General features: G+C 51.5%; 15 protein-coding genes. 7 read left to right on the forward strand and 8 right to left on the reverse strand.

Annotated elements, in window-relative coordinates:
* The first annotated feature begins 246 nt into the window (after nucleotides 1-246).
* Complete coding sequence (locus D467_RS0109260; protein WP_018917231.1) at nucleotides 247-621, forward strand: phasin family protein; 375 nt, start codon at nucleotides 247-249, stop codon at nucleotides 619-621.
* A gap of 75 nt (nucleotides 622-696) precedes the next feature.
* On the opposite strand, the gene hda is transcribed toward D467_RS0109260, so the two are convergent.
* Both hda and D467_RS0109270 read right to left on the reverse strand, forming a co-directional pair.
* Nucleotides 697-1401 carry a DnaA regulatory inactivator Hda gene (hda, locus tag D467_RS0109265; protein WP_018917232.1) on the reverse strand — a complete coding sequence of 235 codons (705 nt, stop codon included), beginning with the start codon at nucleotides 1399-1401 and terminating at the stop codon, nucleotides 697-699.
* A complete protein-coding gene (locus D467_RS0109270; protein ID WP_018917233.1) occupies nucleotides 1398-2510 on the reverse strand; it encodes an AI-2E family transporter in 1113 nt (370 codons plus the stop codon). Before D467_RS0109270 ends, hda begins: the two co-directional genes overlap by 4 nt.
* A gap of 198 nt (nucleotides 2511-2708) precedes the next feature.
* Here D467_RS0109270 and purM point away from each other — a divergent pair, with 198 nt between their 5' ends.
* The gene (gene purM / locus D467_RS0109275) at nucleotides 2709-3776 is read left to right on the forward strand and encodes a phosphoribosylformylglycinamidine cyclo-ligase (protein ID WP_018917234.1); all 1068 of its coding nucleotides are present in this window, start codon (nucleotides 2709-2711) and stop codon (nucleotides 3774-3776) included.
* Nucleotides 3773-4525, forward strand: a complete 753-nt coding sequence (gene purN, locus D467_RS0109280) for a phosphoribosylglycinamide formyltransferase (protein ID WP_018917235.1) — start codon at nucleotides 3773-3775, stop codon at nucleotides 4523-4525. The genes purM and purN overlap by 4 nt, the downstream gene beginning before the upstream one ends.
* 107 nt (nucleotides 4526-4632) lie before the next feature.
* Here purN and dcd read toward each other — a convergent pair whose 3' ends face one another.
* The 4 genes from dcd to cobA form a co-directional block, all read right to left on the reverse strand.
* Entirely contained in the window at nucleotides 4633-5199 is a 567-nt protein-coding gene (gene dcd / locus D467_RS0109285; protein ID WP_018917236.1) for a dCTP deaminase, read from the reverse strand.
* 11 nt (nucleotides 5200-5210) lie between these two features.
* Nucleotides 5211-6011 (reverse strand): iron-sulfur cluster carrier protein ApbC, encoded by an 801-nt coding sequence (gene apbC / locus D467_RS19150; RefSeq protein ID WP_018917237.1) that lies wholly within the window; start codon nucleotides 6009-6011, stop codon nucleotides 5211-5213.
* 172 nt (nucleotides 6012-6183) lie between these two features.
* Entirely contained in the window at nucleotides 6184-7329 is a 1146-nt protein-coding gene (locus tag D467_RS0109295; protein WP_018917238.1) for a coiled-coil domain-containing protein, read from the reverse strand.
* Nucleotides 7330-7467: 138 nt separating this feature from the next.
* The gene (gene cobA / locus D467_RS0109300) at nucleotides 7468-8250 is read right to left on the reverse strand and encodes a uroporphyrinogen-III C-methyltransferase (RefSeq protein WP_018917239.1); all 783 of its coding nucleotides are present in this window, start codon (nucleotides 8248-8250) and stop codon (nucleotides 7468-7470) included.
* 298 nt (nucleotides 8251-8548) lie between these two features.
* On the opposite strand from cobA, the gene D467_RS0109305 reads away from it, so the two are divergent.
* The 4 genes from D467_RS0109305 to D467_RS0109325 all read left to right on the forward strand — a co-directional run bounded on the left by D467_RS0109305 (nucleotide 8549) and on the right by D467_RS0109325 (nucleotide 12706).
* A complete protein-coding gene (locus D467_RS0109305) occupies nucleotides 8549-9445 on the forward strand; it encodes a GGDEF domain-containing protein (protein ID WP_018917240.1) in 897 nt (298 codons plus the stop codon).
* 21 nt (nucleotides 9446-9466) lie between these two features.
* The gene (locus D467_RS0109310) at nucleotides 9467-9805 is read left to right on the forward strand and encodes a 4a-hydroxytetrahydrobiopterin dehydratase (RefSeq protein WP_018917241.1); all 339 of its coding nucleotides are present in this window, start codon (nucleotides 9467-9469) and stop codon (nucleotides 9803-9805) included.
* The gene (locus D467_RS0109315) at nucleotides 9806-10996 is read left to right on the forward strand and encodes an amino acid aminotransferase (protein ID WP_018917242.1); all 1191 of its coding nucleotides are present in this window, start codon (nucleotides 9806-9808) and stop codon (nucleotides 10994-10996) included.
* A gap of 225 nt (nucleotides 10997-11221) precedes the next feature.
* The gene (locus tag D467_RS0109325) at nucleotides 11222-12706 is read left to right on the forward strand and encodes a uracil permease (protein WP_018917244.1); all 1485 of its coding nucleotides are present in this window, start codon (nucleotides 11222-11224) and stop codon (nucleotides 12704-12706) included.
* Here the strand turns inward: D467_RS0109325 and D467_RS0109330 are convergent.
* Together D467_RS0109330 and D467_RS0109335 are read right to left on the reverse strand one after the other, a co-directional pair.
* Nucleotides 12703-13989, reverse strand: a complete 1287-nt coding sequence (locus D467_RS0109330) for an MATE family efflux transporter (protein ID WP_167324156.1) — start codon at nucleotides 13987-13989, stop codon at nucleotides 12703-12705. The two genes, D467_RS0109325 and D467_RS0109330, sit on opposite strands and share 4 nt — an antisense overlap.
* Before the next feature lie 144 nt (nucleotides 13990-14133).
* Complete coding sequence (locus D467_RS0109335; protein ID WP_026285694.1) at nucleotides 14134-14718, reverse strand: YceI family protein; 585 nt, start codon at nucleotides 14716-14718, stop codon at nucleotides 14134-14136.
* Between the last annotated feature and the right edge of the window lie 7 nt (nucleotides 14719-14725).

Here is a 14725-nt window from a genome sequence, read left to right on the forward strand (position 1 = left end):
CTTTCGCAATATCTGCAGCTATTCAAGCTAGACGTTCTCAACGCCTGGGTAAACATTAACCGCTTTAGGCTAGAAAATAAGGCCTCACGCCTTTATATTGCACTGCACAAAAACGACTGCTATGCTGCAGCGCAAGAAAGCTTAATATTCATAGCCAAAGCTTAATGAAACAAATTGTCGCCTTTTAATAGCGGCTGTTATTAAACGGGATGCTTAAACGCACTATCTCGATTCAGGAGTTCTATAATGAATACGTTCAACACTAATGAAATGAACCAGCAGTTTGATAATTTCTTTATGGCCCCTGCGCGTGCTTATGCCGCTCTGACTCTCGATTACGCAGAGAAGATGCTGAATGCTCAAGTCAACGCCAGCCAAGCCTATGCTGAAACCGGCATTGCGCAGCTGCGTCAGCTAGCCAACGTAAAAGATTCAGAAGGCCTACGTAGTTATATGGAAGGCCAGCAGCAGGTTGTAAAGCAGTTAGCAGAACAGGCTAAAGGCGACGCAGACAACGTTGTTGCGCTTCATCAGAACTATTTTCAAAAGAGTCAGAAGCTGGCCGAAGATAGTGTAAAACAGGCCCAGACAGCGGCGAGCAAAATGCGCAAACCTGCCTAAGTTGTTACCTATTCAACTTAAGCTGTTATCTATTTAAATAGTGGCCTGCCCGCTGGATCAATAAGCGGGCACGGCTCACCAGTTAAGCGCTGACTTAACGAATGGTATCGTAAGTTTTCGTTTTGCGGATAAAGACGCTTGATCAAGCGTTTCAATAGCTCGGCACAAATCACCTAGCTCACGCGGCCCACGATGCAAAATATAGCGCCCTACATCGTCCGGCAGCTGCATTCCCCTAACATTCGCCCGTAGCCTGAGTGCTGCCAGGCGCTCCTCATCGTTGAGCGGGTGAAGATGAAAAGTCACGCCCCACGTTAACCGTGAAGCTAAGTCAGGCAGTACAACATTCAGCTGGCGTGGCGGGGCATTGGAAGCAATCACAAGCTGCTTGCCTGCATCGCGCAACCGATTAAAAGCATGAAATAGCGCTTCTTCCCAACGCTTTCGGCCGACGACATATTCCAGATCATCAATCGCTACCAAATCCAGACGCTCAATATCTTCAAGCATCAGGGGTGGAAAATGCCCCAGGTCGGCTAACGGTAGATATAAGGCTCGCTTATCGGCATCGGAGGCAGCATGACAGGCCGCCTGAAGAAGATGACTTCGCCCACTTCCCTGAGCCCCCCATAAATAGATAAAAGGCTCGGCATTGGGTTGAAATTGTTGAGTCAGATGCTCAACCAGCAGTGCATTCGCGCCTGAAGCGTAATAATTATTGAAGGTTGCGTCATCACGCAACCCTACTCCTAACGGCAGCTGTGCCGGCACTCGGCTCATGATGATTCCCTTTCGTCGTGACGATCCAGCCCATCATGGTGGTTTAAAGGCGTTAAGAAACGTTGTTCAGAATTATAAAGTGAGCTGTGCTTATAACGGTCGTTTAATTCGCGGAGAAGCACCATAAAAACGGCGGCAACAGGCAGTGCTAGCAGTACGCCGGTAAACCCAAACAGGTTTCCACCTGCTAGGACTGCAAAAATAACGGCAACTGGATGCAAGCCAATTTTATCCCCTAAAAGTTTGGGCTGTAGTATGACACTTTCTGCGGCTTGACCGATACTAAATACCACGATGACACCGAGTACCGCCCACCACGTACCGAATTGAAATAACGCAACAATTAGAGCAACAGCGATACCTACGATAAAGCCCAAAAACGGTACAAAGCTAACCAGCCCGGCAACGAACCCAATCAGTAAGCCAAAGTTAAGCCCCATTAAGGTAAGCCCTGTGGCGTAAATAACGCCTAAACACAGCATGACCAATAGCTGACCACGTAAAAAAGACGACAGCACCTCATCACAGCGGCGTGCTAAACGAAACGTGTCGCTCGCCCATTGCCGCGGCACCAAGCTTGCGATGTTGCTTAGCATGCGATTCCAGTCGAGAAGCAGATAGAAGGTAACGACCGGAATTAGTGCGATATAAGTAATCCAGGTCATAAATGCCATGCCGGAGCGACCAATATGCCCTAAAGCCTGGGCTAGATAGCCACCCGCATCGCGCCAGTTTTCAACCAGCACTTCACGTACGTTGGTTAACTCACCACGTAAATCGTAGCCGGTCCATTCCTGAACCTGGGGCGCCAGCACGTTTTCAACCCAGCCAAAAATACCCGGTACTGCATCGCCCAACTGCTTAATCTGCTGGACGATAAGCGGTATGAGAATTAATAAACTTGCTGTCAATACAATCAGCAGTATCAAGAAGACGAGGCAAACGGCCAGCGTGCGCTTCATGCCTAGCCGCTGGAAATAATTAGACAGTGGATCAGCCAGATACGCCAATACCATGCTGGCAATAAAGGGCATTAAAACTGAATTCAGGACATACACCAGTCCAATAAACACGACCAGCAGCACTACCCCTAACCATGAACTTCGCATTGTATGACTCTCCTTCCTGGATCCATCAAAAGCGCTTTATGCACTGAATAATAACAAAAGTTGTAGGAACGTAGGCGCAACATGTATACCGGCGATGCGGGCCACGCCGCTCGGTGTTACAATCCACGTCAGTTATTGCCCAGCACTGGCCATCTCGCCAGCACTACCCGTACTGCTATAGGCTTCACAGGAACTGTCATGACCGAGACTTCCACTTCTCCGGCTACTCCTTCGCTCAGCTATAAGGATGCAGGTGTCGATATTGATGCCGGAAATGCCCTAGTTGATCGCATCAAACACGTTGCCAAACGTACCACTCGCCCCGAAGTAATGGGCGGCTTGGGCGGTTTTGGCGCTTTATGCGAGCTACCCGCAGGCTACAAGCAGCCTGTTCTGGTATCTGGCACTGATGGAGTGGGCACCAAACTGCGCCTTGCGATGGACCTTGGCAAGCACGACACTATTGGCATCGATTTAGTGGCAATGTGCGTTAATGATTTGATTGTCGCAGGTGCCGAGCCGCTGCTGTTCCTCGACTACTATGCCACGGGTAAGCTGGATGTGGATATCGCCGCCGACGTAGTGACCGGCATTGGCGCCGGTTGTGAGCTGGCTGGCTGCGCTTTGGTTGGTGGTGAAACAGCCGAAATGCCCGGCATGTACGAAGGTAGTGACTATGACCTGGCCGGTTTTTGTGTCGGCGTTGTGGAAAAATCCGAAATTCTTGACGGTAGCAAAGTAAGCGAAGGTGATATCCTGCTGGGGCTTGCCTCTTCAGGCCCTCACTCTAACGGCTACTCGTTAATCCGCAAGATCCTGGAAGTCAGCAATGCCTCGCTTGAAACGCAGGTAGATAATACCCCGTTAGGCGATGCACTAATGGCGCCAACCCGCATTTATGTGAAGTCGCTGCTTTCCTTGATGCGGGATACTTCTATTCCTGTGCACGCGCTTTCCCACATTACCGGTGGCGGCCTGCTGGAAAACATCCCCCGCGTACTGCCTGAAGACCTCGCGGCACACGTTGATATTGCTACATGGCAGCGTCCTGCGGTATTTGACTGGCTGCAGGCTCAAGGCAATGTTAACGAAGTTGAAATGCACCGTGTACTTAACTGCGGCATCGGTATGGTTATCGTGGTGCCTGCCGCAGAGGCTGAGCAAGCCATGACCCACTTACAAGCCCAGGGTGAAACGGTTTATCGCATCGGTCATATTATCAAGCGCCAGGATGAAGCCGTGGTGCTGGAGAACCTGCCCGTATGAGTGGTACCGATTACCCCAGCGATACGATTACCGATATGGCGCCAGAGCCGACCGGCCCACGTCGGGTAGTCGTGCTTATTTCTGGCAGTGGCAGCAATCTTCAGGCGCTGATCGATGCACAGTCTCATGACCGCTTAGGCGGTGAGATTGTGGCGGTGATCTCCAACGTGGCAGACGCTTACGGTTTGAAGCGCGCTCACGAGGCTGGCATCGAAGCAGTTGCCCTGCCCCATCGCGAATATGATACTCGCGAGGCTTACGATGGCGCGCTGATTAAAGTCATTGAGCGCCACGAGCCCGACTTGATCGTACTGGCGGGCTTTATGCGTATTTTAACGCCGCGCTTTGTACAACGCTTTATGGGTCGGATGCTCAATATTCATCCTTCACTGCTGCCCGAGTACCAAGGCTTAAATACCCACGCAAGGGCGCTGGCCGATCAAGTAACCAGCCACGGCTGTAGCGTGCATTTTGTTACCGAAGAGCTGGATGGCGGCCCTGTGGTTCTTCAGGCGGAATTGGCTGTAAGCGCGGATGATAGCGAAGAGACACTGAAAGAGAAGGTCCACGCGCGCGAGCATCTGATTTATCCGATTGCGGTGCAGTGGTTTTTAGAAGGCCGACTTCAGTTCAGCGCCGAAGGCGCCAAAATGGACGGGCATTTGTTGCCTGCCCATGGCATGCGCCTCTCACATGCTGATGCAGCTGAAGAGTTGGATGAAGAACTGGACGAAGACGCCGAAGAGTAGTCTATTGCTTGACCAATAAATGATCGCGGCAAACACGTGTAGTAAACAACAAAGCCTTACGGTTTCCCGTAAGGCTTTGTTTTGGGCTACTTAATAACGCTCACTTATTAAGTGCGCGGCAAGGTTACCCCACGCTGCCCCATATATTTCCCCCCGCGGTCTTTATACGAGGTTTCACAGACTTCATCAGACTCTAAAAACAGCATTTGCGCCACACCTTCGTGAGCATAAATCTTGGCAGGCAAGTTTGTGGTGTTAGAGAATTCAAGCGTGACATGCCCTTCCCACTCAGGCTCAAGCGGCGTGACGTTCACAATGATGCCACAGCGCGCGTAGGTTGATTTGCCCAGGCAGATAGTCAGCACGCTACGCGGAATGCGGAAGTACTCAACGGTTCTTGCCAAAGCAAATGAGTTGGGCGGAATGATGCAGACATCGCCTTTAATATCTACAAAGCTTTTCTCGTCGAACGCCTTGGGATCAACGATAGCCGAGTGAATATTAGTAAACACTTTAAACTCATCGGCACAGCGCACATCATAACCGTAGCTTGAAGTACCGTAAGAGATCACTCGCTGATCATTCACATAGCGAACCTGCTCGGCTTCAAACGGCTCGATCATGGCGTCGCTTTGCGCCATGCGACGAATCCACTTATCTGATTTGATACTCATGTATTACTTCATCACTCGCTAAAAGAAATAGTGGGACCACCGCTTTCGCTGGCACTCACCGATTGGGCAACTTGTCTGGCAATCTCAGCAAACGTCTGGCTTACCGAGCTATCAGGTTCTGATACAACGCTCGGGGTGCCCGAGTCTGCCAATTCACGAATAGACAACGTCAAGGGCAAACGTCCCAGCACCGTGGTTTGATACTCTTCAGCAATACTATCGCCACCGCCGGTGCCAAAAATTGCGGCTTCATGGCCACAGTTCTTACAGTGATAGAGGCTCATGTTTTCTACCACCCCAAGTACCGGCACGTTCACTTTACGGAACATTTCGATACCTTTGCGAGCATCTAAAAGCGCAATATCCTGTGGCGTAGTGACGATCACAGCCCCGCTTACCGGTACTTTCTGAGCCAACGTCAGCTGAATATCACCGGTACCCGGAGGCATATCGATCAACAGAAAATCCAGATTATCCCATTGCGTTTGCGTGAGCATCTGCTGAAAAGCCCCTACAACCATTGGTCCACGCCATACCATGGCTTCGCGGGTATTCACCAAAAAGGCCATGGACATTGCCTGCAGGCCATGCGCTTTTAAGGGTAAAAACTTATTATCACCCGTGGACTCAGGGCGAACGCCCTCTTTAACCCCAAGCATCTGGGCCTGGCTTGGCCCATAAATATCCGCATCTAGAACCCCTACGCGATAACCTTGGGCAGAAAGCGCCAATGCCAGGTTAACGGTGACAGTCGATTTACCAACCCCACCTTTACCTGATGCCACTGCGACGATGTGTTTAACGCCATCCATTGAGTCGCCCTCCTATTATCTGGGTAAATCCTTCACTTAGGCATAAATGATACTCTCTGAGCGCATATTCATAAACAAACAAAACGGATGCTGGGCTGCCAGCATCCGTTTGATGGTTCGTCTGCGCTGTCTTTACGAACGTCCTAGACAAACGATTTAAATGCGCTTTCGCCTAGTTAGTGCTCTGTTGCTGGTTTTGCTGCTGACTATCGTCTTCATCGTTGGCCGCTTCCTGCTCAGAGTTACCGCTTTCTGAGGCGCTATTTTCCGGCTCTTCACCCGCTAATGTGGGCACTTCATCATTAGCAGCATCATCAACACTACCCAGGCGCTGGTCGAGTGAAGACAGCTCTTCGCGCCATTCACTCAGCTGAGACTCCAAGCGAGACAACTGATTTTCGCGCTCTTCAATATCATCCTCAACATTGGCTACTTCGTTACGCCCCAGGTCAAGGGCGACCATGAGGTCTTCCATCTCACTGCGCACCTGCGTCAGACTTTGATCTTCCTGCTCACGCAGTTCAGTTAACGAGTCGACTTCCTGCTGCAGTTCATCGCGCTCCGCTGTTACGGAATCACGTGTGCTCTGTAGCTCGTCAAGCTCGGTCTGAATATTGGATATCTGCTCTTCAAGGCTTGAAAGCTCTTCATTAGCCTGACTGATTTCATCTTCAAGCGACGCCAACTCCTCCTCGGCACTGCTCAGCTCATCTACAGCTTCTTGACGCTGTTCTTCAGCCTGCTGACGAGCAGCCTCTGCCTCTTGACGAGCTTGATCAGCACTTTCACGCGCATCTTCTACCTGTTGAAGCGAAGCTTCAGCTTCTTCTTGAGTCGTCTCGATTTGATCACGCTCATCACGAAGCGACTGCATTTCGCCTTGTGCGCTTTCAAGTTGCTGATTGAGCGAGTCCACTTCTTGCTGCAGCGTAGTGCGCTCAGCTTCCAGTTCCTCAAGACGTGACTGGATGGTATTTACATCATTTTGCGCACTTTCAAGCGATGCGCTTGCCTCATTGCGCTGCTCTTCCAAGGATGCCATCTCTGCCTGCATATCGGACAGGTTGGTTTCTGCTTGGTCTATTTCCTGAATACGGCGGCTGTACCGGCGGTTATCCTGCTCTACTGTAGCAAGCTGCTCTTCAAGCGTTTCAACGCGATCTTTATGAGTGCCGGCATTAGATTGGGCCATGATGGCCCAGATAACCGCAATTGCCGCGATACCCGCAATAGCTCGAACACGGTTATCTTTAAATAAGGTTTTGGTATCCAGCCTGGTGGCAGGCGTCTGATGATCCGGGTGGCTTGTTTCTGGCATTCTGCGTCCCTCTCGTCTTGGCTACCGATACCAGCAGCGTAAATTGTTCGCTTATGACCTAACACTCATTACTAGCATACACAGCAAATGGCATCTAGCCAGTCCATTAGCTAATTCAACGTATTAACGTTGGCTCGCTTATGAGTGTAGATCATTATGGCGCGCTGATGCTGGGGTCTGAGCGCCTTTAAACCACGCTAGCTTCTCATGCAGTGAAACCACGCTGCCCACGATTAATAATGCCGGTGATTTAATACGCCCAGCGATTAGTGCCTCTGGCAGCGCTTGCAGCGTGCCGATATGGGTCTGTTGGGCCGTTGTGGTGCCACTTTCGATCAAAGCGAGAGGCGTATCACACGGTAAACCATGGGCAATAAGCTCGCGACTAATTACCTCAACACTGCTTAGCCCCATATAAAAGACCAGTGTCAGCCCTTTACGAGCTAGTGCATGCCACTCAATTGCGTGCTCATCCTGGGCTAAATGGCCGGTAATGAAATGAACGGCCTGAGCATGATCACGATGAGTGAGCGGTATGCCCGCGTAAGCAGCGCAACCGGAAGCCGCCGTTATCCCCGGGATTACTTCTACCGCTATATTATCCGCCATGAGTGTTTCTAGCTCTTCGCCGCCCCGCCCGAAAATGAAAGGATCCCCCCCCTTGAGTCTAACGACCTGTTTACCCTCTTTTGCCCAAGCGACTAATGTATGATTAATTTCATGCTGGGGAACACTATGTAAAGAGCGCTCTTTACCTACGTAATAACGTTGTATGCTGGCAGGAATGAGCGCCAGGATGTCCTCACTCACTAGCCGGTCATACAGCACCACATCAGCCTGCTGTAATCGTTTATAGGCTTTTAGAGTTAATAATTCGGCATCACCGGGCCCTGCGCCGACCAAACTGACAAAACCACTCATATTCAATCCTATAAAAAAATATGCTTAATTTACTTAACACCACGATGGTTAATAAAATAACAACAAAAAAATTAACAAGAACACACTTAACCATACAAACAAAAATTAAAAAGACAGATTGTTAACATAAAAATATCATAAAATAACAAAACAGTATTTCATATTCCATAAAGAAATTAGTTAATTCATATTTATTATAAATTGAGTGTCATTTTGTCAGCAATGGCTTACAACTCTATTACCTAAATAGCGATAGTCTTCACAGTCAACTTTTGGCATTCATTTTGGAGCTTTATGCATGTCCGTGAATGACTACCCTATGCCTTTGAGTGCTGACTGTCTCATTCCGCTGATACCCGGAGTCATTTTTCAGTTTTATCGCTCATCCAATGGTCATATGCAGTTTCCTTACCTGGAGGGTGGAGGCGGACTGCTTAGGCATATTGATCGTGCACAGCTGGCTAGCGATGCCGGTGAATTACTTGAGCAATTAACTGGCAATGAATATCCAAAGGTCATGTCTGCGCTTGAGCGTTCGGCGCGCTGGATGCTGCCGCTTACGACACGCTTTAAACTTCCCCTGCCAAATGGCAAATCTCACTGGATCGCGGTATGCGCCAATCCAGAACCATCGGCCGATGGAGTGCTTTGGACAGGCGTCATGATGGATATTACCGATCAAGTGATCGAAGAGCAGCGACTACGCAAACTCTGCGATACCGATGCCCTTACGGGACTTCCTAATCGGCGTAAACTAATGGTGCACTTATCCCATTTAACATCCATCAGTACGCGCCACGGTACGCCTTTATCTATCATGATGATCGATATCGATCATTTTAAATTGCTCAATGATCGCTGGGGACATTTACAGGGCGATGAAGTGCTTAAGCAACTCGCAACGGAAATGAAAACCCTGTTACGGTGTGAGGATATGGTGGCCCGCCTGGGGGGTGAAGAGTTTATGGTAGTGTTGCCGCTTACACCGCTGCAGCAATGCCATAAGCTTGCTGATCGATTACGCGAGGCTATTTCCAGGCACGATTTTGGTGTAGGGCAAGGCGAAGTCACGCTTAGCATTGGGGTGGCTGAATACCGTTGTGGTGAGTCCCTGACGAATCTTATAGAGCGTACCGATCAGGCACTGTATAGCGCCAAAGACGTGGGCCGGGATTGCGTTTGTCTTCTGCCCTAGCCAATTTTTGGGAGAATGGTAATGGAAAAGCTAGCTCGCAAGGCTTGTGAACCCTGCAATAAAAACATGCCGCCTCTCCAGGAAAATGAACGAGAGGCCTATCTCAAGCAGTTACCAGAGTGGCGGATTGTCGACCACGATGGCATCATGAAGCTATCACGAAGTTTTTCGTTTCGTGACTTTGCCAGGGCGCTGCTGTTTACCCAGCGTGTTGGCGAACTAGCTGAGCAGGCTGGGCACCACCCCGTCATTATCACTGAGTGGGGCAAAGCCACTGTGATGTGGTGGACCCATCAAATTAACGGCCTGCATCATAATGATTTCATTCTTGCCGCCAGAACCGACGAGGTAGCTAAGTAAATGTTTGAGCATATTGAGCGAGTCCCTGGAGATGCCATTCTCGGACTGATTGAAGCTTTCAAAAAAGACACCAATCCACAAAAAGTTGACCTGGGCGTAGGCGTTTACCGCGATTCAAACGGTAATACACCGGTCATGCGCGCGGTCAAAGAAGCCGAAGCTCGCCTGCTCAATAATGAAACCACCAAAACCTATATTGGCTCACACGGCGCGCCTGCCTATAGCGACGTCGTGCTGCCCATGGTATTGGGTGCCGACTCACCGGTATTGAACGCCAAGCGTGCCAGCGCTACCCAGTCACCGGGAGGAACAGGCGCTTTACGCTTAGCAGCAGACTTCATTGCCAGCCAGTTACCCGGCAAAGGCATTTGGGTAAGTGACCCGACCTGGCCGAACCACCACGGCATTTTTACTTCCGCCGGCATTGAACTGCATAAATACCCCTATGTAGATCCGGATAACCGTCTTGATTTCTCAGGCATGCTGGCCGCGCTGAAAAAGATTCCTGAAGGCGATGTGGTCGTACTGCATGCGTGCTGCCATAACCCGACCGGCTTTGATCTTTCCCAAGAGCAGTGGCAGGAAGTGCTGGACGTTTTGCATGAGCGCAAGCTGTTACCGCTGGTCGACTTCGCCTACCAGGGCTTTGGCGAAGGTCTGGACGAAGACGCTTACGGCGTACGCCTGCTGGCCGAAAAGCTGGATGAAGTGATTATTACCAGCTCTTGCTCCAAGAACTTCGGCATTTACTGCGAGCGGACAGGCTGTCTGATTATGGTCGCTAAAGACGCCGAGCAGATGGAGAACGTGCGTTCTCAGGTTGCCATTGTTGCCCGTGAAAACTACTCCAACCCGCCAGCACATGGCGGAGCCATCGTAAGCGAAATTTTAGGCGATGCAGAGCTCACGGCTATCTGGCGTGAAGAGCTAACCGAAATGCGTGATCGCATTAATACATTGCGTCGTGATTTCGTGGAAGCTTTAAAGCCTTACGGACTTGATCAGAAGTACGCATGCGTTGCAGAACAGCGTGGCATGTTCTCCTATACAGGCCTTACGCCTGAACAGGTAGATCGTCTGCGTGATGAGTTTGGTATTTACATGGTTCGTTCTGGCCGTGCCAACGTAGCGGGTTTCTCACATGAAAACCTGCCTTACCTTGCTAAAGCCATAGCGGCGGTTAACAACTAACCGTTAGCTTTATGCATGTTAAAACGCCTAGGCTATGCCTGGGCGTTTTTGTATCTTGGGAACCGTTTTATTGTTGTGTACAATTGCCCGCTTGCCGCCAGAGCCTGGGGCGCCCGTGCGGCGTCCTATACAGCGCAATACCTGACCGATCAGTCAAGCCTGAACCTTCCTAATGTTCAGCCTAAGGATATTGCACTGTGAACACTCAATTCAATGAGGCCTTCCATGGCGGCAGCCAGTACACGCTATCCCTGGTATAAAAAAGAAGATACCGACGCGTTCTTCGCACTTTTTCAGAACAATATCGCTAACTTTATTGTTATTGCGATCACCATGCTGGGCATGGGGTTTCCCGCCTCAATTGTTTATGGCCAGGTACTGCCTGGTGCCGCCATCGCGGTGATGGTCGGCAACTTCTATTACGCCTGGAGCGCTGCGCGACTTGCGCGTAAAGAAAACCGCACTGATGTTACCGCCCTCTCGTACGGGATTTCCACCCCGGTCATGTTTGTATTTTTGTTTGGCGTGTTGCTGCCAGCCAAACAGCTGACCGGAGATACCGAGCTTGCCTGGAAAGTGGCGGTAGCCGCCTGCTTTATCAGCGGCGCCATTGAAGCGGCTATCAGCATTATTGGACGCTGGGTCCAGTATCATCTACCGCGCGCGGCCATGCTGGGCGCCGTTGCCGGGGTTGCACTTACCTTTATTGCCGGTGAAATGCTGTTCAAGACCCTGGAAGTGCCTGTTATCGGCCTTTTAGTATTAGCGATTATTATCGTCGGCCTCGTTGCTCGAGTCAGCATGCCGTTCAAGCTGCCCACATCCTTGTTTGCTATTGTGGTAGGCACCGCGATGGCATACCTGATTGGCGATGCTGGCAGCGAACGCTTCAGTGATGCGTTTACCCACTTAGGGTTTTATCCCTTATTACCTAACATGGCCTGGTTTGAAGGTCTGGGCCTTTTATTTTCCGGTATGCTCGCGGTACTTACCGTTGTGCTTCCCATCACGCTTTATAACGCCATTGAAACCATGAACAATGTGGAGGCGATGGAGGCTGCGGGTGATAAATACGATGTCCGTGAATGCCAGGCAGTGGATGGTGTAGGCACAATGGTCGGCGCGCTGTTTGGCGGCGTCTTTCCGACGACAGTTTACATTGCCACGGTAGGCGCTAAATGGATGGGTGCAGGGCGCGGCTACAGCCTGTTAAATGGCGCCGTTTATGCTTTGGCCACGATGACAGGTCTAATTGCCGCTTTGGCAGCGATTATCCCGGTTTCGGTAGTCGCCCCAATATTAGTGTTTGTAGGCATGTCGATGATCGCAACGGCGTTTCAAGCTAACGACACACGTTACTATCCGGCGGTGGCGCTCGCTATGCTGCCCTACTTCGCCAACTACATCATGACGCGATTTAATCGCGGCGCAGGTGAAGTGGTCAGCGATATTTCCAGTGCCATCGTAGTGATGGGACAAGGCGCCATGTTCATGGCTATTTTACTGGGCGCCATGACTGTCTCTGTCATTGATCATCAATTCCGGCGCGCCGCCGTGTTTGCAGCCATTGCCTCGGGCTTTTCCTTTGTGGGCTTGATGCACGCCCCCAAACTCGCCTTTAACGCCGCGCCTGACTTTATGCTGGGCTATCTAGCAATGGCACTCCTGTTTATGTACTTCTCGTTCCAGGAAGCGCCTCACAAACGCTAGCCGTTATATCCCGCCTGCCGATGCGGGCGGGATAATATACGCTGCAATACGGCCCATGCGGCCAGCCCTGCCAATAGATTACCCAGCGCCGCTCCAGCGGCCAAGCCCAGCCAGCCAAACAGCTGCGCACCTATCCATAAACAGGGTAAATAGAAGGCAAACAGGCGCGCGCTGGAGAGCAGCATGGCGCGTAGTGGCCAACCCAGCGCATTACCCGCCGACACCACCAGCATGCATACCCCAAGAGCTGCATAGCTTGGTAGCAGAAACCGGATCAATAGGGTCAGTTCGCTCTGAACGTTCGGCGTGCCCGCCAGTACCATGGCAAGCCAGGGCGCGCACAGTGCAAGTAGCACACCAAGTGCCAGCTGCCAGGCAAGCGCTACTTTCAGCGCCAGGCGCATTAGCTGTTGAATCTGCCCCCAATCACCGGCGCCATAGCAGCGGCCGAGCCAAGGCGGCAGCGACATGGTCATGGCCAGTATCACCATCAGTGAAAGCGTCTCCAGCCGGCTTGCCAGCCCCCAAGCCGCAACTTGCGCATCCCCCAACCCGGCCACTACTGAAATAGTCAGCATACTGGCCAACGGCGGCATCAGTTGGCTGACCATGGCCGGGGCGGCAATGCCGAGATAAGGTCGCCAGGAGCGCCCCGCTTCCTCCCAGAGCCCTACCCAGGCTACCCACTGCTTACGAATCAGCTTTTGAGTGGTTATTAAAAGCCCCAGGGTGAAGGCAATGCAGGTAGCCCAGGCCGCGCCCGGTAGCCCCCAGCCCTCCCAGGAGCCCACTCCAAAGATTAGCAGCGGGTCGAGCACCAGGTTGGTAACGCTGCTCAACACCATCATCTTGCCCGGCAGCCGTGTATTACCGTGCGCGCGAAATACGCTATACATGAAGTAAAGCAGCGCGCCGAGCCAGGCGGATAGAAGCTGCGGGGCCCAGTAGATGCGAATGTAGCCAAGCGCCGTGGCATCGGCACCCAGCATGCGAAAGATGGGTACATGCATAAGCCACAGGCCAATGCAGATAACGCCGATAATCGCCCCGCCAGCAAGCAGGACAAGGCTGCTCAGCCGCTTGGCCCGCGCGTGCTCATTGGCCCCCAGGGCGCGCGATATGAGCGCAGCGATGGCAATGCCCATTCCCACCTGAATGCCGATGATCAAAAACGAGAGTGGAAAGGTAAATGACTGGGCCGCCAGAGGCGCGGTACCCAAACGAGCGATGAAAGCACTATCAACAAGTTGAAAACCCAATAACGCCAATACTCCGATGGCCATCGGCCATGTCTGGCGCCATAAGGTTATGGCCAACTCGTGCTGCTGCAAGGTGTTGCTCAAGCTAGTCACTCCTTTTTGAACTGAGTGGTTATAAACAAAAACGCCACCGCCCGGCAAGGGCGGTGGCGTTTCAAGCTTTAAAATTTACTGACGGATGCCTTCAAACGTCACGTAAAGCTCAAGCTCATGCATCGGCTCGGGAAAATCGCTCATGTCGATTCCAAAATCGCTCAGCGTCAGCATTGTCTTGCCTTCAAACCCGGCGCGGTAGTTGCCCCACGGGTCATCGCCTTCGCCAATCAGGGTAACCGGCATTTCGATTTCCTGGGTTTCACCATGCAGCGTCAAGTCACCGGTGAGAACACCTTCGTTATCGCCGGTTGATTCAAAACCGGTAGAGGTGAACGTGGCGGTGGGATACTCGCTCGCATTCAGGAAATCATCGCTCAGGATGTGGCGGTCACGCTCAGCATGGTTGGAATCCAGGCTGTCGATCTTTACTTCAAACTCGACGGATGAAGCGTCCAGGTCATCTTCATCGTAGGTGAACTGACCATCAAATTCCTTGAAGCTACCCAGCAGGTAAGACATGCCCAAGTGGCTGATCTTGAACTGAACGAAAGCGTGCTGACCTTCAGTATCCACTTGATAGTCGGCTGCTTGCGCCTGACTCAGTGGGACCAATAATGCAGCAGCAACGGCAGATGCACATGCAGTCTTTTTCAACATCATCAAT

Origin of the sequence: Vreelandella zhanjiangensis DSM 21076 (assembly GCF_000377665.1) — a bacterium.
Taxonomy (GTDB): Bacteria; Pseudomonadota; Gammaproteobacteria; order Pseudomonadales; family Halomonadaceae; genus Vreelandella; species Vreelandella zhanjiangensis.